Genomic DNA, 23,917 nt, shown 5'->3' with positions numbered 1-23,917 from the left:
AAAAGCGTTTTCATTTACACATATTCTTGAAAACAAAAGAAATCTCCTGCTCGCGTATGTACAGAAAGTTGCTTGTCTAAGCAGCGGAAGACATGTAAAATAAGAAAAAAACGTGTAGGAGGACTTTGGTTGTATGTCTAATAAGAAAATCCAAAAAACCATTGTGTTTTTAATGCTTCTTGTCATGTTAATATCTACGCTTCTAGCGGGACTTGCGATGTGGTTTTAATCGAGACTGATGACTAAAAACATAGATGCACTGCTGTTTCTTTGTGCAATGCAAACATATAAAAAAGACTGGTGACTAGTCACCAGTCTTTTGCTGTATATTCACAATGCCTTTTTGAGCGGCTAACTCTTCAAAAGATTGATCTGTAGATACAATCCATACTTTTGTACCTAACGGGACTTGATCATATAAATGGCTTACTTCACGATTTTCTACGCGAATACAGCCATTCGATACATATTTACCGATGGAATCCGGCTGATTTGTACCATGAATCCCATAAATACGTCCGTCAGTCTCTCTTGCATCAAACCCAATCCACCTTACACCTAGAGGATTTTGAGGAGCGCCTCCTTCAATGTTACTTCTCCGATAATAAGGATTAACAGCTTTTACTGTTACCGTGAACTCCCCTTCGGGCGTCAGATTAACTGTTTTCCCCGTTGCTACTTTAATAATTTGTTTAATTTCTTTATTTTGAATATAAGCAAGCTCATTGCTTTGTTTATTAATAATAATATAAGGATCATTTGGCAACGGATTTTCTCCTAATGGCCAAACCGGAGATAGTAGTAAAAGGATAAAAGCAAACACATGCACGTAATCCACCACCTTACGTTAGTCCTAAGTAAAAGACAAGAGAGACATCTCTTGTCTTATTTAGTGTTCGTAAGCAAGATACACAACATGCATGCTGTTTAACTTATTTTTAAGGTTTGTTTAATAACCAAATATTGTTCAATTTCTTTGACTACGTGCAGTAAATCGGCACGCGCTTCAAACTCTTCCCGCGTTTTAGGAAGCGGCATCTCTGCAAACGCTTCTCGTAAATGCTGAAGTTTGGCTAAAAATAATTTTGCTGTATTACCGGGGTGGATGGATAGACTTAATTCTTCAATGAAATCGGCAATCATGTAGCGCTGTTCGACCACCAAATCAATAGCGGTAATGAGAGGAAGCGTACGCTCAATAATTTCAAGCTGTTTTTCACGAATTTTAAAATAGCGGTAATAATAATTTTCCCCACGCACAAAATGATTTTCTACATCACGAAACGCAAGGCTTTTTGCTTTTTCTAAAATTTTTACCGTATCTGCAATTTCCTTACCGTCCCAGCTGCTGTCATTGGTTCTGAGATACAGGGCAATTTCTTTTAACATCGATCGGAAATTTTCTTCAATTTCTTGCTGATACGTGCGAAGCTCTTGATCTAAACTTGGCATATATAAATTCACAAGCAGGGCAACCCCTATCCCAATTACAATTAAGCCAAGTTCATTAAAGACGATTCCCCACGTCATATTGCCTTTGGAGTAAATATGAAGCAAAATAACGGAGCTTGTAACAATGCCTGCATTAACTTTGAATATAACCGTAACCGGGATAAACAAAAGCAGCATCAGTCCTATAACAAGTGGATGATAAGCAATCCCTTCAAAGAATATAAACGAAAACAGAATGGATAAAGAACAAGCAATAAAACGATCGCTTGCGCTTCGCAGCGATTTTTTCTTTGAATTTTGAATGCACAAAATGGTGATAATTCCAGCTGATACAAAAAACTCGAGGTGAAAGAACTGCGCTATAATAATAGCCAGTGATGTACCGACGGCTGTTTTAATTGTCCGGTACCCAATTTTAAATTTCATTTTCTAGACTCCTACATGTTGGTTTCTTTTTAGTGTGATAAAATACTCTATTCTTTATTAACACGAATAGAAAAATAACACAACCTTAAATCTTGCTGTACTTTATAAATTTCAATAAAAAAAGTGCAGAAAAGATCGTACTCTTCCTGCACTTTTTTTATTATAAAATCTTTTCTAAGAAATCTTTAGCACGCTTGCTTTTAGGGGCTGAGAAAAATTCGGCCGGAGGCGCATCTTCAACAAGCACACCGCCGTCTAAAAACAGCACACGATCCGCTACTTCTCGTGCAAATCCCATTTCATGCGTTACAATGACCATCGTCATTCCTGTTTCTGTTAGCGACTTCATTACATCTAGCACTTCTTTTACCATCTCTGGATCCAATGCTGATGTTGGTTCGTCAAACAGCATTACTTTCGGCTCCATTGCCAATGCTCTTGCAATAGCTACACGCTGCTTTTGACCGCCCGATAAGCGACTTGGAAACTCGTTGGCTTTTTGAGCAAGTCCAACTTTTTGGAGTAATTCTTTGCCTTTAGCAACAGCCGTTTCTCTTGACACGCCTTTTACCGTCATCGGAGCATACGTCAAATTTTCAAGCACTGTCATATGTGGAAACAAGTGAAAATGCTGAAATACCATTCCTACATTTTCACGCACACGCATAATGTTTGTTTTTTTATCTGTAATCACTTGACCGTTAATGGAAACTAATCCGCTCGTCGGTTCTTCAAGCAGGTTCATACAGCGTAAAAAAGTAGATTTACCAGAACCAGAAGGGCCAATAACAGCTACGACTTCTTTTTCCTTAATCGTAGTTGAAATACCTTTTAAAACGTCATTCTTACCAAATGATTTGTGTAAATTTTCAACGTTAATCACCTTTTCTCATTCTCCTCTCGACTGCTTTACCAAGGAGCGTTAAGCCCATTACCATTACATAATAAATCAACCCTGCAAAAATTAACGGTTCAAGGTAGGCGAATTTTTCTCCCCCTACAATGTAAGCACGGCGCATAATGTCGAGTGCTCCAATAACTGTAACGATAGCTGATTCCTTTGTTAATGTAATGAACTCATTCATTAAAGCAGGTAAAATATTTTTAAGTGCCTGTGGCAAAATAATTTGTCCCATCATGCGGCGATAAGGAATTCCTAACGCTAATGCCGCTTCACGCTGTCCTTTATCAACAGCTAAAATACCAGCGCGAATAATTTCAGATATATATGCTGCAGAGTTTAGCCCGAACGCAGCAACGGCCGCTGGAAACGGGGCAATATCAAACCCGAGCAGCTGAGGTAATCCAAAGTATATTAATAATAATTGCAGTACAAGCGGTGTTCCGCGAAACACGGACGTATATGCATCCGCAAACCATTGAAGAGGTTTATTGCGGCTGATTTTACATAAAGATAAAATAACTCCCAGCACAAACCCTAAAATTGCTGAAGCTAGGACTATCTGTATCGTTACCCCTATCCCTTTTAAAATATAAGGCATAGAAGGCACGATTTGCGAAAAATCCAAATTCATGCCTAGTTCCATTCCTCTCTAACTATCATTCTTATTTTTGGTCGTCAAACCACTTAACGATTAATTTATCCAATTCACCGTTTTCTTTCATTTTCTTTAATTCACGGTTAAAGTCATTCGTTAGCTTGCTGTCTTTAGGAAATGCGATTGCTGATCCTTTACTTGAATCGGGACGTCCTGTATCAGACATTTGCAAGCTTTTGTCTTTGTTCACATACCCTTTAGCTACTGTATCTTCAATAATCGCTGCATCGATACGATTTGATTTCATTTCTTGAATTAGTTCTGGAATACGGTCACGCGTTGTTACATTTACTCCGTCAACTTCTTTTGCAATTTCTTTTGCTTCGTCTGCTTGAATAGAAGAAGTTTGTACACCGACTGTTTTTCCTTTTAGTTCTTCTGCGTTTTTAATTGGCGCATCTTTCTTCGATACAATCATGTTTTTTGCTTCATAGTATACGTCTGAGAAGTCCACGTTCTTTTTACGCTTTTCAGTTGGCGTCATACCGGCTAAAACTAAATCGACTTTATTAGATTGTAAAGCTGGAATTAATCCGCCAAATTCCATATCCTTTACCTGCACGTCATAGCCTAACTTTTTACCGATTGTTTTTGCTAAATCTACGTCAAATCCGATTGCTTCACTATCACCTTTTGCCGTATCAATATATTCAAAGGGTGGGTAATCTGCTGATGTTCCCATTACAAGTACTTTTTTATCTTTGTCGTCGCTGCTTGCTCCTCCATTAGACGTTCCTTCTCCTGCTCCGCATGCAGCTAAAACGCCTGCTGTTAAGAGACCAATTGCCGTTACCGATAACCACTTTTTCAATTTCATCTTCGTTCCCCCTAGTTTATTCCTTACATTATTTTTTAAAAATTAATAATATTATGAAATAAGTTTTTTACTATTGCAAGTAAATGTCGAAATTTAAATATATATTCATATAAATGTATTTTAACACAACATTATAAATATGCAATATCTTTTTTAAATATAAGTTTCACTATTTGAAAATACCTTTTCTCAACATTTTCCACTCATTAGAAAGCCTGCATACAGACGGATAAAAAAATGCATAAAAAAAGAAGCCGTTCAAAACGGCTTCTCTCTTACACTTCTTCACAGTTCTGTTCGAACGCTTCTTGCAGCTTCATCACAACTGACATTGGCTCATGGCCTTCAATTTCGTGACGCTCTACCATTGTGATAATTTTTCCGTCTTTTAATAAAGCGAAAGATGGAGATGAAGGCGGATAACCTTCAAAGTATTCGCGTGCACGCGCAGTTGCTTCTTTATCTTGCCCAGCAAATACTGTAACCAAGTTTGTTGGACGTTTATCATAATGTACAGCGTGCGCTGCAGCAGGTCTTGCAATACCTCCTGCACAACCGCAAACTGAATTCACCATTACAAGCGTTGTGCCAGGCTGTTTAAACGTTTCATCTACCGCTTCAGCCGTCGTTAATTCTGTATAACCAGCAGCTGTAATTTCTTTACGGGCCTGACGAACAACGTCGTTCATAAACAAGTTAAAATCGATATTCATTTTCATACCTCCCTTTTGCTATCTATCCTTTATCATAGCAAACGAAAACTAAAAAGGCGATTGCTTTGACTCATTTTTTCTTGGTAATCAAGATTAAACAAGAAAAGAAATGGTGATACTGTTTTTACAGCTAGAAAACCATACTCTTAACTCCCTAGTGTAGAAGGACCGCATAAAATGCAGGATCCTTTTTTAAATTTCTTTCATCGCCTGCTGATAGATTTTAATCAAGTGTTGGAGAGCTTCAGCCATTGTGGCATCTCCGGTCATCATTTGTTTTTCAACATCCCCTAATGTTTGCTTAACTAAAGGATGTTCATAAAATGATTCTTGTAAATATTCATTAACACTTGCTTGTAACCATGCCTTCATTTGCTTTTGTCTTACTGCATAAAACAGATCTTTTTTATTCATCCATTCCTTATAGTCACAAATTATCTGCCATAAATGTTGAAACGACGCTTCTTCATAAGCAGAAGTTGTGATGACCTGTGGTTTCCACCCTCCGGAATGACCGTGAAGAAAACCGATGACACTTTTGTATTCTTTTGCAGTCACTTCTGCTTTTAGCCGGTTATCCCCGTCTGCTTTATTTACACAAATTAAATTAACCCATTCAAGCAGCCCTTTTTTAATTCCTTGCAAATCATCTCCTGCTCCGGTTAAAGCAAGCAAAACAAAGAAGTCTACCATCTCTTTTACAATCATTTCACCTTGGCCAACACCCATCGTTTCGACAAATATGATGTTATACCCAGCCGCTTCACAAAGAAAAATGGCTTCTCTCGTTTTAAGATGAACACCTCCAAGCGTTCCTTGAGAAGGTGAAGGACGGACAAAAGCGTTCTCTTGTTTGGCAAGCAGCTCCATTCTGGTTTTATCTCCTAAAATACTTCCTCCAGACAAGGTACTGCTTGGATCGACTGCTAAAACTGCAACGGAATGGCCATTTTTGCATAGATACGATCCAAATTTGTCAATCAGCGTACTTTTTCCTGCTCCTGGTACGCCTGTAAAACCAATGCGCACTGAATGCCCCGTATGGGGATAGATTTCTTTAATCAGCTGTTGTGCTATTGCTTTATGCTTCAGCGCTTTACTTTCAATTAAAGTAATGGCTTGAGCTAACGCTGTTCTTTTCCCTTCAAGCAGCCCTTGTTTATAATCTTGTACCGTTTTTAATTTCACCAATTGTCTTCACCAACTATTCTTCTAACCGTTTCTTTATTTCATGTAAGACGGAAACGGCCGCTTTTGGGATTACTGTTCCAGGTCCAAAGATTGCAGAAGCGCCGTGCTCTAAAAGAAATGAGTAGTCTTGTTTCGGAATAACGCCTCCGACAATAACAACGATATCGTCGCGCTCTAATTTCTTTAACTCATCAACAAGGTGCGGCAGTAACGTTTTATGCCCGGCTGCCAAAGAGCTTATGCCAATCACATGTACGTCGTTTTCTACAGCTTGCCTTGCTGTCTCTTCAGGCGTTTGAAATAAAGGGCCAATATCCACATCAAATCCAAGGTCAGCAAAGGCTGTTGAAATCACTTTTGATCCTCTGTCATGACCGTCTTGCCCCATTTTCGCCACTAAAATCCTTGGGCGTCTTCCTTCTTCCTCTAAAAATTCAGCCGTGAGCTTTCGAACTTCTTCGATTTGATCTCGATGCGCAAACTCCGCACTGTATACCCCGCTGACTGACTTAGAAGTAGCCTGATGTCTTCCAGCCACTTTCTCAATGGCTTCTGAAATTTCACCTAGTGTAGCTCTAGCTCTTGCAGCTTCAACCGCAAAAGCAAGGAGATTCCCTTCGCCTGTTTTGGCACAAGTGGTCAGTCGATTAAGCGCTTCGAGTACCGCTTGTTCGTTACGTTCACTGCGTATTTTCTTTAGCTTTTCCAGCTGCTTCATTCGAACTGCTGTGTTATCAATATCAAGAATATCAAGCGGTTCTTCTTGCTCCGGCTGAAACTGATTCACACCTACAATAATTTCTACCTGCGAGTCTATTCTTGCTTGTCTGCGCGCAGCAGCTTCTTCTATCTTCATTTTAGGTACGCCTGCTTCTATTGCTTTTGTCATTCCGCCGAGCTGCTCTATTTCTTCAAGGTGCTTCCACGCTTTTATCATTAATTCATTCGTTAATGATTCCACATAATAAGAGCCTCCCCAAGGGTCAATGACGGAACAAATCTCCGTTTCATTTTGCAAATAAAGCTGCGTATTTCGAGCAATTCTAGCTGAAAAATCAGTCGGAAGAGCAATCGCTTCATCCAGTGCGTTTGTATGAAGCGATTGCGTATGTCCTGACACTGCAGCCAGAGCTTCGACGCATGTTCTAATAACATTATTAAATGGATCCTGCTCGGTTAAGCTCCATCCGGACGTTTGAGAATGCGTTCTAAGAGCGAGTGATTTAGGGTTGTCCGGCTCAAACTGTTTCATGAGTTTTGCCCACAGCAGCCTCCCCGCTCTCATTTTCGCTACTTCCATAAAGTAGTTCATTCCAATTGCCCAGAAAAAGGATAGTCTCGGTGCAAACGCGTCAATTGAAATTCCTGCTTTCAAGCCGGTTCGTACATATTCAAGTCCATCTGCAAGCGTATAAGCAAGCTCTAAGTCTGCTGGAGCGCCTGCTTCTTGCATATGATAGCCTGATATACTAATACTGTTAAATTTCGGCATATGCTCCGCTGTATATTTAAAAATATCCGCAATGATTCGCATGGACATTTCAGGAGGATAAATATACGTATTGCGCACCATATATTCTTTTAAAATATCGTTTTGAATCGTTCCAGCCAGCTTTTCTTTTTTTACTCCTTGTTCTTCAGCTGTTACGATGTAGAAAGCTAAAATAGGAAGAACCGCCCCGTTCATCGTCATCGACACGGACATTTGATCAAGCGGAATCCCTTCAAACAGCTGCTTCATATCAATCATTGAATCAATTGCCACTCCTGCTTTCCCTACATCTCCAACAACTCTTGGATGATCAGAGTCATAGCCGCGGTGGGTAGCTAGGTCAAAAGCAACAGACAGCCCTTTCTGTCCAGCAGCTAGGTTTCGGCGGTAAAAGGCATTGCTTTCCTCCGCCGTTGAGTATCCTGCATACTGTCTAATCGTCCAAGGCCGATTCACATACATCGTTGCATACGGTCCTCTCACAAACGGTGGAATACCAGGTGCAAAGTGAATAAAGTCGAGGTCATCTCTGTCTTTTTTTGTATATAATGATTTTAATTCAATTTGTTCATTTGTTTGAAAAGCAGTGAATGAACTTTGAGTCACGTCATCTTCCCTTTGCTGCTTTGAAAATGATAATGGAATATTAGAAAAAGAAGGCTTTTTATACATGAACTTCTACCTCCAAAGCACATAATAACTTCTTAACGCATTGAATAACATTTGTCTTAGGATGTATGACGCTCATTACACCTTTTTGCTGCCACTGCGTTTTGCGTGATACGTGTTCTTCCCCTACTACGTACACATAAACGGAATCTTCCTCAAAATAAGTCATCGCTTTTGTTAAGAGCTTTTCCACGAGTTCATCACTTCCACAGATTACATATGCTTCGTGCTTTTGTTCATTCATCCAATCTGCTATCTCGACGTAGGAATCTATGTTTTTAATTGTTTCACACGCAAAGCCTGCGCTTTCAAATAAAGACCGGGCAATCTCAGCTTTTTTATGGCTGCTAGGATCGACGAGCTCCATAATGCCAATGCTCATTCCCTTTGTATAAACCCGTATTTTTTCAAACTTCTCTGCTGCTCTCCACTTAGTGAGCGGCACAACACTGTCTGGCTGTGACTGCTTCGCCATTTGTTTTAGCATCCACCCTGCTGTTACCCCTTTAGATGCTAGCTTTGTATAGTCCTCTAGCGAAAGATTTGATGAAAATTCCGAAGTGTTCTGGTCACTGTATTTATTCATTTTTCTTTCTTCTTTTTTAGACAGAGTGCTTTTTATCTCTTCAGATGCAGCGTGTTGCTTAGGAGCATAGTGTGTGACTCCGATCAAGCGCTCAATTCGGCACTCTATATCTCCTTGTCTTTTTACTCTCATTTGTTCAACTTCATCTTGAATTCGCCCTTGTTTTAAAGCTTCTTCCATTCCGCCGTGGTCTTCAATGTTGCCAAATAACTCCCAAGCTTTTGTCATTAATTCATGTGTGTAAGCTTCAACGTACCAAGAGCCTCCGGCAGGATCCATTACTTTTGATATATGTGTTTCGTGCTGCAAAATTAAGTGAGTATTACGGGAAAGGCGATGAGCGAACTGAGAAGATGAGGATGTAACGGAATCATATGGTTCAATATGCAGACTATCCGCTCCTCCTACAATAGAAGCAAACGCTTGAACCGTGCTCCTTAATGCATTTGTATACATATCTTCTTTAGACTGTGTAAGACGTGACGTTTCCGTATGAATAAACGGCACTGAAACGGCCGTGTCATCAAAAGCACGAACCACATTTGCCCAAAGCATGCGAAAAGCACGAAGTTTTGATATTTCCATAAATAAATGTGAGCTAACTGAAAAAGAAAAGGTCATGTGAGGTAAAACTTGATGTAAGGACAGACCGCGTTTCATGCATTCATCAATATACTGCACTCCTGTAGCAAGCATATAAGCTAGTTCTTGAACAGCGTTTGCACCGCTGTTATGGTAAGGAATGCTTGATACAATGATCGTTTTGAGCTCTGGAACATTACTGTGAGCCAAACGCGTTGCGTAAGCTAAATGATCGTATAAATCTCGAGTAGAAAGTGGAACTCTCCCGTATTCAGCAAGAGTGCCGAGCGGATCCATTCCAACCGTACCTGTTAGCTGTCTCATATCAAAGTTATGATCAACACAGTATGCTTTTAGAAACGAAAGAAGTGGAACGGATGTACATCCCGTATTTAAAAATAAAGGCACAGCTTCAAGAGCTACATGCTGAAACAAATGAGCAACATCCTCTAAAGTAGAAATTGTAGCGCCTGAGGCTACTTCAGCTTCAGTTGCTTCATCAACGTCTTTTCCTTGCCTCATTGCTTCACTGCACGTAAAAGCGGCCGTATTTTGTCCATTTCTCAAACTGTGTAAAAGAAGTTTATTGCTTTCTTTAATAGAAGGTAAGTCGATTTTTTGGGTGATTTCCCATTCCCCTAGTATGTATGATTCTTTACCGGCTCCTCTTAAACAATCTATTCCCGCCGGACTCTGCTGCAAGTAGTCTAAATGTGCCGTATCACTTTCAAAATAAAGCGGTTTCAAAAAGATGTTTTCTAACGTTTCTTTTGAGCGGAGCGCGGTGTTTTTGCTAACTTCCTGTGCCCAATCTTCTTTAGGTGTACGTGTAAATTCATGAAATGATAATGTATTTGTTTTCATTTCCATGCCCCTTTACAGTTAATAGCTGCCTGCTAGACCTAGATGATTACACTTTGAAGTTTGATGATTCTTCTTTTATTTTAATACATCTTTTACAAATTGTTCAATCATTGCTTCAAAATAAAAAAGCAAATGGAGAAAGCTCCATTTGCTTTTTTTAATAGACGGACGTATTCTCTTTAGACGTAGATTCTAAAATCTCTTTAACTCTTGCCAAGAACCTGCCGCACACCAAGCCGTCCAACACGCGGTGATCAAGTGATAAACATAAGTTAACCATATCTCGAACAGCAATCATGTTATCAATAATAACCGGACGTTTTACAATAGATTCCACTTGTAAAATAGCCGCTTGCGGGTAATTAATAATCCCCATTGATTGCACGGAACCAAATGAGCCTGTGTTGTTAACAGTAAACGTTCCGCCCTGCATGTCTTCAGACTTCAATGAACCCGTACGAACTTTTTGCGCAAGCTCTGTAATTTCACGCGCAATGCCTTTGATTGTCTTTTCATCGGCTTGTTTAATAACCGGCACAAATAAAGCATCGTCTGTTGCAACAGCAATAGATACATTAATATCTTTTTTCTGAACAATACGGTCTCCTGCCCACATTGAATTCATTTGAGGGAATTCTTTTAAAGCCTGAGCCACTGCTTTTACGAAGAACGCAAAATAAGTTAAGTTAAAACCTTCTTTTTGTTTGAACTCCGTCTTTAATGCATCACGATAAGAAACTAAGTTCGTTACATCAACTTCAACCATTGTCCATGCATGCGGAATTTCGTGTTTACTGCGAAGCATATTTGCTGCAATAGCTTTACGCACGCCTGAAACAGGGATTTCTTGATCTCCGGCTGCAGACACAACCGGCGCGGGTTGCTTCGTTTTCGGAGCAGCTGCCGCTACGGGTGCTTCTGGCTGAACTGTTGATGCAGGTGTTTCTTTCACTTCAGAAGCTCCGCCTTTTTCGATAACAGCTAAAATATCTTTTCTCGTAATGCGGCCGCCCGCTCCTGTTCCTGTCACGGTATCTAAATTAATATTATGTTCTTGTGACAGACGCATAACAGCTGGAGAGTATCGGCTTTTATTGGATTGACTGTCCGCTGTTTTTGGCGCTGATTCTTCTACAGTCTTATCAGACGTTTTCTGTTCTTTTTGAGGTACAGTTCCTTCTACTTCAATTAAACAAATCACTTCTCCCACGGGTAAAGTATCATCTTCACCTGCAATTAACTCTTTAATTGTTCCACTAAAAGAAGAAGGCACTTCAGCATTTACTTTATCCGTCATGACTTCAGCTAACGGGTCGTACTTATTTACGTGATCTCCAACAGAAACGAGCCATTTGCTAATTGTACCTTCTGTTACACTTTCACCGAGCTGCGGCATCGTAATTTTTTCAATAGCCAATTGATACAACTCCTTTTAAAATTGAGCTAATTCTCTCATTGCTTTTTCTACTTTATCTGGATTCACCATAAAATATTTTTCCATTGTTGGTGCATACGGCATAGCTGGAACATCAGGGCCAGCAAGGCGCTGAATTGGCGCATCTAAATCGAATAAGCAGTGTTCAGCAATAATAGCTGCTACTTCGCTCATAATGCTGCCTTCTTTGTTGTCTTCCGTTAAAAGCAGGACCTTACCTGTTTTAGAGGCTGCTTCAATAATAGCTTCTTTATCAAGTGGATAGACCGTTCTTAAATCTAAGATGTGTGCTGAAATACCGTCTGCTTCTAGTTTTTCAGCAGCTTGAAGAGCAAAGTGTACACAAAGACCATATGTAATAACCGTGATGTCGTCTCCTTCTCTCTTTACATCTGCTTTGCCAATCGGCAGTACATAATCATCTTCAGGGACTTCTCCTTTAATCAAACGGTACGCACGCTTATGCTCAAAGAAAAGAACTGGGTCATCATCACGAATAGCTGCTTTTAATAATCCTTTTACATCATAAGGCGTAGAAGGCATCACAATCTTTAACCCTGGCGTATTGGCAAATAGTGCTTCAACAGATTGAGAATGATAAAGAGCACCGTGAACTCCGCCGCCGTAAGGAGCTCGAATTGTAATTGGACAACTCCAATCATTATTAGAACGATAGCGAATTTTTGCTGCTTCTGACACAATTTGATTGACTGCAGGCATAATAAAATCAGCAAACTGCATTTCAGCAATCGGACGCATGCCGTACATTGCCGCTCCGATTCCTACGCCTGCAATAGCAGACTCTGCAAGAGGTGTGTCAATAACTCTTTCTTCTCCGAACTGTTCGTACAGTCCGTTGGTTGCTTTAAATACGCCGCCTTTTTTCCCTACGTCTTCTCCTAATACAAACACGCGGGAATCTCTTTCCATTTCTTCACGAATGGCCATTGTTACTGCATCAATATATGAAATAACCGGCATATGTTCTCCTCCTTACTCACCGTACACGTATTTTAAAGCCGATTCCGCTTCTGCATAAGGAGCGTTTTCAGCATAATCTGTTGCATCATTAACGATGTTCATAATATCATCAAGCATTTGTTTTTCTCGTTCATCGGTTAACACGTTAACCTCTTTTAAATAAGTCGCAAAGTACGCAAGCGGATCACTCTTTTTAGCTTCAGACAATTCTTCTGCGCCGCGATATGCACGATCATCGTCATCACTTGAATGGGCAGTCAAACGCTCTGAAACAGTTTCAATAAGAGTAGGCCCTTCTCCTCTGGATGCACGATCTCTTGCTTCTTTTACCACTCGGTATACTTCAAGGACGTCGTTTCCATCAATTGTGTAGCCTGGCATACCATATCCAATCGCACGATCAGATACTTTTGCGCATCCTAGCTGCTTTTCAACCGGAACAGAAATCGCATACTTGTTATTTTCACACATAAAGATAACAGGAAGCTTATGAACACCTGCAAAGTTCGCGCCTTCATGGAAATCTCCTTGGTTAGAAGATCCTTCTCCAAACGTGACAAACGTGACTAAGTCTTTTTTCTCCAACCGTCCTGCTAAAGCGATTCCTACTGCATGAGGCACCTGTGTTGTAACTGGAGAAGATCCTGTTACAATTCGCTTTTCTTTATGGCCAAAGTGACCTGGCATTTGACGACCTCCTGAGTTTGGATCTTCTGCTTTAGCAAACCCAGAAAGCATTAAATCGCGCGCGGTCATTCCAAATGCCAGCACAACACCCAGATCGCGGTAATAAGGTAATATGTAATCATTCTCTCTGTTTAAGGCAAAAGCTGCGCCAACTTGAGCGGCTTCTTGACCTTGACATGAAATAACAAAAGGCACCTTCCCTGCACGGTTTAGTAGCCACATACGCTCATCAATTTTTCGTGCAAGCAGCATAGTGCGGTACATTTCAAGTACTTGTTCATCAGTTAATCCTAATGATTCATGACGGTTTTTTGTCATGTTTAAACCTCCTTTAATCATCAAAAATGAATCGCTTTTCCATCTACAGCTAATGAAGCTTCTCCCATTGCTTCTGAAAGGCTAGGGTGAGGATGAATGGTATGAGCAATTTCCCATGGTGTAGCATCCAATACCTTTGCAAGACCCGCTTCAGAGATCATATCCGTCACGTGAGGTCCAATCATATGCACACCAAGAACATCATTTGTGTCGGCATCGGCAATAATTTTAACAAATCCCTCTGCCTCTCCATATACAAGAGCTTTTCCAACGGCCTTAAACGGAAACTTTCCAACCTTCAGCTGAAATCCTTGCTGTTTTGCTTCTTGTTCTGTTAATCCTACACTTGCTGCCTCCGGGCTGCTATATACGCATTTAGAGATTGTTGTATAATCAATCTTCAAAGGCTTTTCACCGTGTAAATGCTCCACAGCTACAATCCCTTCGTGAGAAGCTACATGTGCAAGCTGCAGTCCGCCAATCACATCTCCAATTGCGTAGATATGAGATTCTTTCGTTTGATAAAAATCATTCGTGGCAATCACACCGTTTTCTACTACGATATCAGTATTCTCGAGACCAATTCCTTCGACATTCGCTTTACGCCCTACAGATACAAGCAGCTTTTCTGCTTCATATTCTTGCATATCGTCTCCTACTTGAGCCGAAATTTTCACCTGACCATCAATAGACAGTGTATCAGCCATTACTTTAGCAGAAGTAATAATGGTAACTCCTTTTGCTTTTAAAAGCTTCGTCATTTCACGGGAGATATCTTGATCTTCTGTTGGTAAAATTCGATCGCTGTATTCCACAACCGTTACATCAACATCAAAATCTGTGAGCATTGACGCCCATTCAATTCCAATGACGCCGCCTCCCACAATAATAATAGAAGCAGGAAGTGTTTCCAGCTTTAATGCTTCATCTGAAGTGATTACTTTCTCTCCGTCAATCGTTAAACCAGGTAATGTTCTAGGGCGAGACCCTGTTGCGACAATTACATTCTTTGGAATAAGCATTTCGTTTTCTTCACCGCTTTTTAATTCAACGGAGATGGTTCCTGGCATAGGAGAAAAAATAGAAGGTCCTAAAATACGTCCAATTCCTTCATATACGTCAATTTTACCTTTTTTCATTAGCTGTTTGACACCGTTATGTAACTGTGAAACAATTTCTGACTTTCGTTCTTGTACACGTGCATAGTTCAATAGTACATTGGACGTTTCTACGCCAAATTCACTGCTTTTCTTAGCCGTTTGATAGACTTCTGCACTTCTTAGTAAAGCTTTGCTTGGGATACACCCTGCGTGCAGGCATGTGCCGCCTAACTTATTTTTCTCCACAACCGCTACTGATAGACCTAACTGAGAGGCACGAATAGCTGCTACGTATCCTCCGGTTCCACCGCCAAGAATGACCAAATCATATTCTTTTGCCACACTGCTTCACACCTTTCTGCAAACGCTATTAAGCGCCTTTATATTCCTTCACTTCTTCTTCACCTGTAAGCACTCGGAGAGCCCCTTCAGCTAGCGCTTGAAGCTCATTTTCCCCAGGATAAACAATGACATCTGCAATCCACTTTACATGATTAATAATCAGCTCAACAAACGCTTTTGAATAAGCAATGCCTCCCGTTAGAATAATGGCGTCTACTTTTCCATGCAATACCGTACTGGCAGCTCCAATTTCCTTCGAAATTTGATAAGCCATTGCTTCGTAGATAAGCTTAGCTTTTTCGTTTCCATTTTTCACTAGCGCTTCGACTTTCTGCACGTCAGATGTACCCAAATAACCGACAAGCCCGCCTTTTCCTACAAGCATTTTCATAATCTCCTCGCGGTAATACTGACCTGAAAAGCAAAGACGAACTAATTCACCAACCGGTACACCGCCAGCGCGCTCTGGACTAAAAGGACCGTCGCCGTGCAGGCCATTGTTCACATCAATTACTTTTCCACACTTGTGAACTCCAACTGTAATGCCTCCGCCCATATGGGTAACAATAACGTTCATTTGTTCGTATGTGCTATTCATTTCTTTGGCCACTTTTCGAGCCACCGATTTTTGATTCAGCGCATGAAAGATGCTTTTCCTTTCCATAAAAGGAGTTCCTGAGATACGAGCGGTGTCACTTAGCTCATCTACCACCACTGGATCAACAATGTACGCTGGAATATTTAATCCAGATGCAATCTCAAACGCTAAAATCCCGCCTAAATTGGAAGCATGATGGCCGGCATAACCGTCTTTTAAATCTTTGAGCATGGCTTGATTTACTTCGTATGTGCCGCCTTCAATCGGGCGTAAAAGCCCTCCTCTTCCACATACTGCACTTAATTTAGATAAATTAATCCCTTCTTCATCAAGTGCCTCTAAAATCGAGTTTTTACGGAACTCATACTGTGCATATATCGTCTCAAACTGATTCATTTGCTGTGAATCGTAGCGGATTGTTCGATCAAAAATTGGTTTATCGTTGTGAAATACGCCAATTTTTGTGGACGTTGAACCCGGATTTATTATCAGCATTCGATATTCGTGCATATCCAACACATGTCCTCCTACCTTATCATTCTCATAAACGAAGGCTAGGTCGAAAGGATTTCATTTATTCCTTTTGCCTAGCCTTCAGCTCAAACATTAGCGCGTATGACGTCTACTTAAAATATGCTGTCCATTTTGTAAAAATTGACTGCGTGAACGACGCAGCTTTTCAATTCTTTCTTCAGCTAAGCGATCTGCTGCTAGATAGGTTGGAATGCCATCTCGCTTTGAGATTTCAACTACCTTTTCAATATTATCATAAATACCTTCAACTTTTTTCAGCGCACGCTCACGGTTATATCCAACTAGCTCATCAGCTACGTTAATAACGCCTCCTGCATTAATAACATAGTCCGGTGCATATACAATGCCTAATTCATGAATTAAATCACCATGACGCGTTTCTTTCAATTGATTATTAGCTGCCCCTGCAATAACTTTTGCTTTTATTTGAGGGATCGTTTCATCGTTAATCGTTGCTCCGAGTGCACAAGGAGCATAGATATCACATTCTACACCATAAATATCATTTGGGTCTACTGCTTGCGCACCAAATTCTTCTACCGCACGCTGAACAGCTTCTTTATTAATATCCGTTACAATAAGTTTTGCCCCTTCTTCGTGAAGGTGGCGGCATAAATTATATGCTACGTTTCCTACACCTTGGACAGCTACTACTTTTCCTTCAAGCATATCTGTTCCAAATGCTTCTTTTGCTGCTGCTTTAATTCCTCGGTATACGCCGTAGGCTGTGACTGGTGATGGATTGCCTGATGAACCGAAGGCAGGAGATACACCCGTTACATAATCCGTTTCCTCATATACAATATCCATATCCTCTACCGTTGTGCCCACATCTTCTGCTGTAATATATCGACCATTTAACCCTTGAATAAAGCGGCCAAATGCACGGAACATCGCTTCATTTTTGTCTTTGCGAGGATCTCCGATAATAACCGTTTTTCCTCCTCCTAAATTCAAGCCTGCTGCTGCATTTTTATAAGTCATTCCGCGTGATAAACGAAGCGCATCTTCAATTGCAGCCTCTTCTGATTCATATGTCCACATTCTCGTACCGCCTAGAGCTGGTCCAATTGTTGTATCATGAATCGCAATAATGGCTTTTAAGCCTGAATCTTTATCTTGGCAAAATAATAACTGCTCATAATCGTATGTTTCCATATAGTCAAAAATTTTCATTGTTAGTGCCTCCTAAGAATTCTGTTGAGCGACGCTGATAGCAAGCGCCAGTGAGTATAATTTACTTTCTGATGAATCTGCTCTGGATGTTAAGACGACCGGAGCTTTTGCCCCCGCTAGAATAGCTCCAACTTTTGCTTTAGCAAAATAAATAAGGGATTTATATAAGACGTTCCCTGTTTCAATTGCTGGAACGAGTAATATATCTGCTTGACCGGCAACTTCACTTTGAATGCCTTTTTGCTTGGCTGCTTCTATGTTAATGGCATTGTCGAGTGCTAAAGGTCCATCAATAACGCAGCCTTTAATTTGTCCTCTGCGGTTCATCTGTGTAAGAAGTGCAGCCTCTACTGTGGCAGGCATCAAAGGGTTCACAACTTCAACCGCTGCAACAGGAGCTACCTTTGGCATCTCTATCCCAATCGAGTGAGCAACGTTCACCGCGTTTTGAATGATTTGAACTTTCTCTTCCAGAGATGGCGTAATATTCATAGCTGCATCTGTTACAAGAATAGGACGGTCATAGTGAGGAACATCAAACACAGCTACGTGTGATAAAACATTTCCCGTACGCAAACCATGCTCTTTATTTAACACAGCTTTTAAAATAAGCGATGTGGATAAATTCCCTTTCATTACGATATGAGCTTGACCTTGCTGAACTGAACGCACAGCCAATTGAGCCGCTTCTAAAACGGACTCCGTATGTACGACCGTCACAGCCTTATGAGTGAGTAAGGATGGGCGGTACTGCCTGAATAATTCATTAATTGTTGTTTCGTTGCCAAACAAAATAAATTCAGAAACTTCCCTTGACACAGCTTCATACACTGCCTCAATTGTTTCTAAGTCTTCAGCTGCAGCAACAGCAACAGTCAAAGAAGACTGCTTAGCAACCCGAGATAAGATGGTAGCAAGAGTCATGGAATGTTCGACCTCTCCTTTTTCATTCTTTCTTTTGCCCCTTTTTAAAGAGCATACTGCGCGTTTATGCAGTCACTTAAAATATATGCAAGATTTGTGCCACACTCTGCATATATTACATAATATAGCTGCTTATATCCGTTTCTACGCACAAAAAATTTTTTTTATTGATTCTAACGACAAACAGAAAAAAAGAATACCTCTCTATTTATATGCAATAACTTGCACACCATGCATTTTATTGCATGCTGTTATTTGCAAGATTGTATTTTTCCAACTTATAATACAGAGAACGCAGGGAAATATTGAGCTGTTTTGCTGTTTTCGTTCGGTTATACTTGTTTGCAATCAGCACTTTTTGAATAAGTTCAGCTTCATAATTTTCCATCATGTGCGCTAAAGTCTTCCCTTCGAATACTACCTCTTCATTCGCCTGATTTTTTTCTTTTTTGCCCTTGCCTTCAAGTGAAGGGAGATGAACAGAATCAATCATTGTTTCCGTATAGTGCATATAAATAATAGCTCTTCCTAATATGTTTTCAAGCTCTCTGACGTTTCCTGGCCAGTCGTATGATCTCAATGATTGTAAGGCCCGATCTGTTACCCCTTCAACATGTCGGCCGTAATCTTGATTAATTTTTGTAATTAAGTGTGTAACAAGCGCTCCAATATCCTCTTTTCTCTTCCGAAGAGGAGGTATGTGAATCGGAATTTTGTTTAGCCGATAATACAAGTCCTGTCTGATGCTTCCATCAGCCATTCCTTTTTCTAAATTCACATTCGTAGCTGCAATCACGCGAACATTCACCGGAATGGGGGTCGTGCCTCCAACGCGAATAAGCTCTTTTTCTTGAAGCACTCGAAGCAGCTTAGCCTGCATATGAGCTGAAAGCTCCCCGATTTCATCCAAAAAGATGCTACCGTTATTGGCTTCTTCAAAAACACCTCGTTTTCCGCCTCGTTTTGCCCCGGAAAAAGCTCCTTCTTCATACCCAAAAAGTTCACTTTCAAGCAAAGACTCAGAAAGTGCAGCACAGTTGATCCGAACAAATTTATTAAACTTTCGGCTGCTCGCATTATGAATCGCATGTGCAAACAGCTCCTTACCCGTCCCAGATTCACCTCTAAGCAAAACAGTAGCTGGTGTTTTAGCAGCAAGTCTAGCCTGCTCAATTGCTAACTGAAACTCTTCAGACTGACCAATGATATCAGCAAATGAATATTTCGCTTCAAGCGTTCGGATAATTTGACGCGCTCTTTTAAGTTCATTTGTAAGCTCTTGAATTTCAGACATATCATGAATAACGCCAACGCTGCCTTTTAATTTTCCATCGACAATAACAGGGGCAACATTCACAACTACGTCTCTTTTACTCGGACCAAGCCTCATTCTTACACCTCGAACGGGACGTCTTGTTTGCAGCACCTTCATGTGCATACTGTCTCCTTCAGAGATATCGGCAGTCGCGGGCTGACCAATAATATCCGTCTTTTTTAAACCCGTAATTCTCGTATAAGCAGGATTAATTAAAATCCCTCTTCCTTCTTCATCGACAACCGAAATAGCTTCTTCAGAAGATTGAATAATAGCTTGAAGCATAGTTTGTACTTCTTTTAAGTTCGTAACTTCTTCTGCCAATCCGACAACGTCCGTAATATCTTTAAAAATCGAAAAGGCACCAAACAGCTCTCTATTCTCGTCGAGTATTGGTATTCTAGTCGTAATGACCTTCCGTCCGCTATCTAACACAAATTCACTATTTTGATCAATCGTTTTTGTATGAAGAACATCAACAAGTTTACTATTTGGAATAACTTCATGAAGATGCTTACCAATTACATCTCTGTGTGAAAAGTTCGTCAAACGCTCGGCACTTTGATTAAATAGCGTAATATATCCATTCTTATCAATCACGACCATCGCATCATGAGCCGCGTTAAAAATAAGATCATATTTATACGATTCTTGCTTTAACCGCTGAATTAACTCTTCTTTTTCCTCCATCAGATTGGCCATAATTTCAGCAACCAATCCCGGAACTACCAGTGCATCAGCAGGTTTGCTTCTCTGCAATTGTTGAAAAACACCTTGTTTACCTGTTGTTTCAACAATGACATCGAGCTGCTTTGTCATATAAGGCTCCCAATTCATTCCGGTTGAAATATCTTGTTCTTTCGCATGCAAAACAGCCGGCGCGTCAGCTCGTACGTCTACTACACCAATCACTTTCATAAATTCGGTTTCCAACAAGATTTTCAGAATAGCTAATCCACCTTTTCCTCCTCCAACGATCAACACTTTTTGCATATTTTTTCACCTTTTCCACTTAATATGTACATGTTCCGTGCAAAATATTGCATATACCTATCATATAAAAAAAGAAACGCTCTTGACAATTTATTTAGTTCTTTTATGATTCAAGTATAACGGTTTTATAATGTAAACGCATTCATTTTAAAAAAGAGAAGCGAAAGGAGAAGCTATGGTTCGAATTATTGCCCTGCTAATCTTACTTATTCCTGGTATACTCGCTGGATATGGCATTAAACTTATGAGAGATATGATTTTTGGCATCCTGCAATCCCCGTTCCCTTCTTTATTTTTGCAATTTTCAGTCGGTCTTCTGTTATTTGTAATCGGCCTTGGATTTGTTGCTGGCTTTATTCTGCACAGAGACCGCAAGCGAAACAAAGTTCAAAACAGATTTCAAAAAGATAAAAAAACATCGCATTAATGCGATGTTTTTTTACGAAAAGCGTCCCCCAAATTGCTTCACCATTTTTTCAGGATAATCAGTAATAATGGATTCACATCCATATTTCCGAAGCTGCTCAGCTACTTTTACATCATTTACTGTGTAAGGTCGCACTGGAATTTGACAATCTTTTGAAGCGGCTACATTTACTTCATTCACGGTACGCTGATTAGGGTGAAGAGCTTTTGCGCCAAGATGCTGCGCATATACCCAAGGCTCATACATAGGATAAGAATATAAAATAGCTGTTTCAATCGTAGAATCCAAAGAACCAATTCGGGCTAAGCTGTTATGATTAAAAGATGAAATCATCGTTCGATCCTTCATCTTGTATAAATAAATTAAATCTAAAACTTTCATTTCTAAGTATGGATAGTCAAATATATTGTTTTTCAACTCGATGTTTACGCTAATTCCTTCACTTGAAGCCCACTCCATTACTTCATTTAACATGGGAATTTTACATGCCCCGTACTTTTTTTTGAACTTATAGCTCGCATCTAATTTCTGTAAATCTTGATACGTAAAATCTTTTACATACCCTTTTCCATTCGTCGTTCGATCTACTTTTTCATCATGAATTACAGCAAGTTCCCCATCCTTTGTCATATGCACATCAAGTTCAATTCCGTGTGCTCCGACTCTCGCTGCTTCTTTGAAGGAAATCATCGTATTTTCAGGAAACGTTCCAGCTGCGCCGCGATGACCTATTACAAACATACTTGCTCAACTCCTCTATTATCACTTATTATTAACTTTAGCATTACTTAATAGTGAAAGCACGAATTTACTGTTTATACTTCTTCACTTTCATTACTTTATATGCAAAAGGAGGTCGTTGTGTATGAGACCACTGCAAATTTCTCCGGATACAGCCGTAAAATTAGCAGAACAATTAAATATCCCCCTCGAGCAATTGATGCATATGCCTCAGCATATTTTGCTGCAGAAGCTTGCTGAATTAAATGCGGGCGAAGATAAAAAAGGATCTGAATAACAGATCCTTTTTTCTTTCGAATTTTCGTTTCCAAAAATAGTATTACTTTCTTACTTCATTTCCCATAACATATATTAGAATATTTAATAATATAAATGTATTTTTAAAAATGCTTTTAAATAAGTAATTTAATACTTTTTTGTGTATATTTAATTATTTTTTGATTTTTCCATATAATTTCATTGACGAAATTATTATTTTTCTACTAAAATAAAAATACATTATATTTATTCCAGTACTTATATTCTGATTTTTTGATCAATTCAAATAAAAGAATTAAATAGTATGAGAGAAATTTTAGGGGGACTTCATTATGCAAGCAGCTGTACAACACGAAAATCAGCAGCCAAATGAGTCTAGGAAAAAACACCCTCCTGGACTGTACTTATTATTCGCGACTGAGGCATGGGAAAGATTTAGTTATTATGGAATGAGAGCCATTCTGGTTCTTTATTTAACTGCTACCGCTGCTCAAGGTGGACTCGGGGTAGATAAAGCAACTGCACTGAGCTTATATGGAACATTCACTAGTGCTGTTTACATTACGCCGATGATTGGCGGATATTTAACAGACCGCTTCCTCGGAAGAAGGCTAGCCATCACAATCGGTGGTGTGATTATGGCACTCGGGAATTTTTCCATCTTCATTCATCAAAGCGTAGCCGCTTTGTATATCGGACTTGCTTTATTAATTATCGGAAACGGATTTTTCAAACCAAATATCTCCACATTGGTCGGAGATCTTTATGCAGAAAATGATCCTCGCCGTGACGGTGCTTTTACCATTTTTTATATGGGTATTAACTTTGGTGCATTTTTCGCCCCATTAGTTGTTGGATTAATGAGTTATAAATACGGATTTTTAACAGCAGCTATCGGAATGGTTGTTGGACAAATTTTATTTAACCTACTGGCTAATCGCTATTTAGGTGATATTGGGAAAGAGCCTACAGGAAAAGTTCATGCAGCAGCATCTCAAACATCAACTGCTCCGCTGACAGCACGAGAAAAGAAAAGAACGGTTGCTATCGTTATTCTAGCTTTCGTTGTTATTGCTTTCTGGACAGCTTTTGAACAGGCTGGAAGTTCTTTAACGCTATATGCTCAAGATCAAATTGATCGTCAAATCGGTAGTTTTACGGTTCCAACAGAGTGGTTCCAATCATTGAATCCACTGTTTATCATGATTTTAGCACCAATTATGTCACTTGTTTGGTACAAGCTAGGAAATTCAAAACGCGGTGATTTTAAAACACCAACAAAAATGGGTATGGGACTTGTAACAGTCGGATTAGGATTCTTAATTTTAATTCCAGCCGTTATGTATACTGGTAATGACCCAGCTTTAAAAGTAAATATCCTATTTATGATTTTCACTTACTTCCTGCACACGCTAGCTGAGCTTATGATTTCGCCAGTAGGGTTGTCTATGGTAAGTAGACTGGCTCCATTAAAGCTTGCTTCTCTTTTAATGGGCGTATGGATGGCAAGCTCTGCTGTTGCTAATAAGCTAGCGGGTGTTCTTGCATCTTATACACAGTCGTTAGGTTATTTCGACATCTTCAGCTTAATCGGAGCTGTAACAATTGTACTTGGAATTATTGTTTTGTTCCTTTCAAAATCGATTGCTAAATTAATGGATTAAAAAAAGCAGCCTTTTCTGAAGGCTGCTTTTTTTATCATTTACTTATCCATATATGTAGATGAATTTTTTAACA

The 23,917-nt window shown here is 39.8% G+C and carries 22 protein-coding genes; 4 read left to right on the top strand and 18 right to left on the bottom strand.

Features of this window, described 5'->3' with window-relative positions; all coding sequences use genetic code 11:
• Positions 1-133: 133 nt before the first annotated feature.
• Entirely contained in the window at positions 134-229 is a 96-nt protein-coding gene (prli42, locus tag ACH6EI_RS02385; protein ID WP_149917156.1) for a stressosome-associated protein Prli42, read from the top strand.
• A 75-nt stretch (positions 230-304) separates the two neighbouring features.
• Here the strand turns inward: prli42 and ACH6EI_RS02380 are convergent, their stop codons facing one another.
• The 17 genes from ACH6EI_RS02380 to ACH6EI_RS02300 form a co-directional block, all read right to left on the bottom strand.
• The gene (locus tag ACH6EI_RS02380; protein WP_014458269.1) at positions 305-829 is read right to left on the bottom strand and encodes a L,D-transpeptidase; all 525 of its coding nucleotides are present in this window, start codon (positions 827-829) and stop codon (positions 305-307) included.
• A 98-nt stretch (positions 830-927) separates the two neighbouring features.
• Positions 928-1,878, bottom strand: coding sequence for an aromatic acid exporter family protein (locus ACH6EI_RS02375; protein WP_013059112.1), 951 nt, complete (start codon positions 1,876-1,878; stop codon positions 928-930).
• Positions 1,879-2,038: 160 nt separating this feature from the next.
• Positions 2,039-2,761: an amino acid ABC transporter ATP-binding protein gene (locus ACH6EI_RS02370; RefSeq protein ID WP_028411574.1), complete on the bottom strand. Its 723-nt coding sequence runs from the start codon at positions 2,759-2,761 to the stop codon at positions 2,039-2,041.
• Positions 2,754-3,413, bottom strand: coding sequence for an amino acid ABC transporter permease (locus ACH6EI_RS02365; protein WP_013059114.1), 660 nt, complete (start codon positions 3,411-3,413; stop codon positions 2,754-2,756). The genes ACH6EI_RS02370 and ACH6EI_RS02365 overlap by 8 nt, the downstream gene beginning before the upstream one ends.
• Positions 3,414-3,444: 31 nt before the next feature.
• Positions 3,445-4,248, bottom strand: coding sequence for a transporter substrate-binding domain-containing protein (locus ACH6EI_RS02360; RefSeq protein ID WP_026106695.1), 804 nt, complete (start codon positions 4,246-4,248; stop codon positions 3,445-3,447).
• A gap of 281 nt (positions 4,249-4,529) precedes the next feature.
• Positions 4,530-4,967, bottom strand: a complete 438-nt coding sequence (locus ACH6EI_RS02355) for a BrxA/BrxB family bacilliredoxin (RefSeq protein ID WP_028411575.1) — start codon at positions 4,965-4,967, stop codon at positions 4,530-4,532.
• A 192-nt stretch (positions 4,968-5,159) separates the two neighbouring features.
• A complete protein-coding gene (meaB, locus tag ACH6EI_RS02350) occupies positions 5,160-6,155 on the bottom strand; it encodes a methylmalonyl Co-A mutase-associated GTPase MeaB (protein WP_099331275.1) in 996 nt (331 codons plus the stop codon).
• Positions 6,156-6,171: 16 nt separating this feature from the next.
• Positions 6,172-8,322, bottom strand: coding sequence for a methylmalonyl-CoA mutase (gene scpA, locus ACH6EI_RS02345; RefSeq protein WP_099331276.1), 2,151 nt, complete (start codon positions 8,320-8,322; stop codon positions 6,172-6,174).
• On the bottom strand, positions 8,315-10,351 hold the full coding sequence (locus ACH6EI_RS02340; protein ID WP_099331277.1) for a methylmalonyl-CoA mutase family protein: 2,037 nt from the start codon (positions 10,349-10,351) through the stop codon (positions 8,315-8,317). The genes scpA and ACH6EI_RS02340 overlap by 8 nt, the downstream gene beginning before the upstream one ends.
• A 157-nt stretch (positions 10,352-10,508) precedes the next feature.
• Entirely contained in the window at positions 10,509-11,768 is a 1,260-nt protein-coding gene (locus tag ACH6EI_RS02335; RefSeq protein WP_049166191.1) for a dihydrolipoamide acetyltransferase family protein, read from the bottom strand.
• 15 nt (positions 11,769-11,783) lie between these two features.
• The gene (locus tag ACH6EI_RS02330) at positions 11,784-12,767 is read right to left on the bottom strand and encodes an alpha-ketoacid dehydrogenase subunit beta (RefSeq protein WP_013084975.1); all 984 of its coding nucleotides are present in this window, start codon (positions 12,765-12,767) and stop codon (positions 11,784-11,786) included.
• 12 nt (positions 12,768-12,779) lie between these two features.
• Entirely contained in the window at positions 12,780-13,772 is a 993-nt protein-coding gene (locus ACH6EI_RS02325; RefSeq protein ID WP_013084976.1) for a thiamine pyrophosphate-dependent dehydrogenase E1 component subunit alpha, read from the bottom strand.
• A 20-nt stretch (positions 13,773-13,792) separates the two neighbouring features.
• A complete protein-coding gene (gene lpdA / locus ACH6EI_RS02320) occupies positions 13,793-15,214 on the bottom strand; it encodes a dihydrolipoyl dehydrogenase (RefSeq protein ID WP_099331278.1) in 1,422 nt (473 codons plus the stop codon).
• Between the two features lie 28 nt (positions 15,215-15,242).
• Positions 15,243-16,322 carry a butyrate kinase gene (gene buk / locus ACH6EI_RS02315; RefSeq protein WP_390896062.1) on the bottom strand — a complete coding sequence of 360 codons (1,080 nt, stop codon included), beginning with the start codon at positions 16,320-16,322 and terminating at the stop codon, positions 15,243-15,245.
• Positions 16,323-16,418: 96 nt separating this feature from the next.
• Positions 16,419-17,522 carry a branched-chain amino acid dehydrogenase gene (gene bcd, locus ACH6EI_RS02310; RefSeq protein ID WP_013059125.1) on the bottom strand — a complete coding sequence of 368 codons (1,104 nt, stop codon included), beginning with the start codon at positions 17,520-17,522 and terminating at the stop codon, positions 16,419-16,421.
• 12 nt (positions 17,523-17,534) lie between these two features.
• Positions 17,535-18,446: a phosphate butyryltransferase gene (gene yqiS / locus ACH6EI_RS02305; RefSeq protein WP_099331280.1), complete on the bottom strand. Its 912-nt coding sequence runs from the start codon at positions 18,444-18,446 to the stop codon at positions 17,535-17,537.
• 238 nt (positions 18,447-18,684) lie between these two features.
• Positions 18,685-20,754: a sigma-54 interaction domain-containing protein gene (locus tag ACH6EI_RS02300; RefSeq protein WP_028411583.1), complete on the bottom strand. Its 2,070-nt coding sequence runs from the start codon at positions 20,752-20,754 to the stop codon at positions 18,685-18,687.
• 175 nt (positions 20,755-20,929) lie between these two features.
• On the opposite strand from ACH6EI_RS02300, the gene ACH6EI_RS02295 reads away from it, so the two are divergent.
• A complete protein-coding gene (locus ACH6EI_RS02295) occupies positions 20,930-21,181 on the top strand; it encodes a DUF2627 domain-containing protein (protein ID WP_028411584.1) in 252 nt (83 codons plus the stop codon).
• A gap of 12 nt (positions 21,182-21,193) precedes the next feature.
• Here ACH6EI_RS02295 and ACH6EI_RS02290 read toward each other — a convergent pair whose 3' ends face one another.
• Complete coding sequence (locus tag ACH6EI_RS02290) at positions 21,194-21,922, bottom strand: glycerophosphodiester phosphodiesterase (RefSeq protein WP_099331281.1); 729 nt, start codon at positions 21,920-21,922, stop codon at positions 21,194-21,196.
• 124 nt (positions 21,923-22,046) lie between these two features.
• Here ACH6EI_RS02290 and ACH6EI_RS02285 point away from each other — a divergent pair, with 124 nt between their 5' ends.
• A complete protein-coding gene (locus ACH6EI_RS02285) occupies positions 22,047-22,199 on the top strand; it encodes a YycC family protein (RefSeq protein WP_064504589.1) in 153 nt (50 codons plus the stop codon).
• 313 nt (positions 22,200-22,512) lie between these two features.
• The gene (locus ACH6EI_RS02280; RefSeq protein ID WP_028411586.1) at positions 22,513-23,844 is read left to right on the top strand and encodes a peptide MFS transporter; all 1,332 of its coding nucleotides are present in this window, start codon (positions 22,513-22,515) and stop codon (positions 23,842-23,844) included.
• Positions 23,845-23,917 lie beyond the last annotated feature (73 nt).

Source organism: Priestia sp. JSM ZJ58, assembly GCF_044383985.1.
In the GTDB taxonomy this organism is placed as follows: domain Bacteria; phylum Bacillota; class Bacilli; order Bacillales; family Bacillaceae_H; genus Priestia; species Priestia zanthoxyli.
The sequence above is the reverse complement of the archived record's forward strand: the minus strand, read 5'-3'. Positions and strand labels throughout refer to the sequence as shown.

Bases quoted from the DNA above. Each gene is read 5' to 3' on its own strand.
- prli42 (WP_149917156.1), top strand. From the start codon at position 134: ATGTCTAATAAGAAAATCCAAAAAACCATTGTGTTTTTAATGCTTCTT.
- ACH6EI_RS02375 (WP_013059112.1), bottom strand. From the start codon at position 1,878: ATGAAATTTAAAATTGGGTACCGGACAATTAAAACAGCCGTCGGTACA.
- ACH6EI_RS02365 (WP_013059114.1), bottom strand. From the start codon at position 3,413: ATGAATTTGGATTTTTCGCAAATCGTGCCTTCTATGCCTTATATTTTA.
- ACH6EI_RS02355 (WP_028411575.1), bottom strand. From the start codon at position 4,967: ATGAATATCGATTTTAACTTGTTTATGAACGACGTTGTTCGTCAGGCC.
- scpA (WP_099331276.1), bottom strand. From the start codon at position 8,322: ATGTATAAAAAGCCTTCTTTTTCTAATATTCCATTATCATTTTCAAAG.
- ACH6EI_RS02340 (WP_099331277.1), bottom strand. From the start codon at position 10,351: ATGAAAACAAATACATTATCATTTCATGAATTTACACGTACACCTAAA.
- ACH6EI_RS02330 (WP_013084975.1), bottom strand. From the start codon at position 12,767: ATGCCGGTTATTTCATATATTGATGCAGTAACAATGGCCATTCGTGAA.
- ACH6EI_RS02325 (WP_013084976.1), bottom strand. From the start codon at position 13,772: ATGACAAAAAACCGTCATGAATCATTAGGATTAACTGATGAACAAGTA.
- buk (WP_390896062.1), bottom strand. From the start codon at position 16,322: ATGCACGAATATCGAATGCTGATAATAAATCCGGGTTCAACGTCCACA.
- bcd (WP_013059125.1), bottom strand. From the start codon at position 17,522: ATGAAAATTTTTGACTATATGGAAACATACGATTATGAGCAGTTATTA.
- yqiS (WP_099331280.1), bottom strand. From the start codon at position 18,446: ATGACTCTTGCTACCATCTTATCTCGGGTTGCTAAGCAGTCTTCTTTG.
- ACH6EI_RS02300 (WP_028411583.1), bottom strand. From the start codon at position 20,754: ATGCAAAAAGTGTTGATCGTTGGAGGAGGAAAAGGTGGATTAGCTATT.
- ACH6EI_RS02295 (WP_028411584.1), top strand. From the start codon at position 20,930: ATGGTTCGAATTATTGCCCTGCTAATCTTACTTATTCCTGGTATACTC.
- ACH6EI_RS02290 (WP_099331281.1), bottom strand. From the start codon at position 21,922: ATGTTTGTAATAGGTCATCGCGGCGCAGCTGGAACGTTTCCTGAAAAT.
- ACH6EI_RS02285 (WP_064504589.1), top strand. From the start codon at position 22,047: ATGAGACCACTGCAAATTTCTCCGGATACAGCCGTAAAATTAGCAGAA.
- ACH6EI_RS02280 (WP_028411586.1), top strand. From the start codon at position 22,513: ATGCAAGCAGCTGTACAACACGAAAATCAGCAGCCAAATGAGTCTAGG.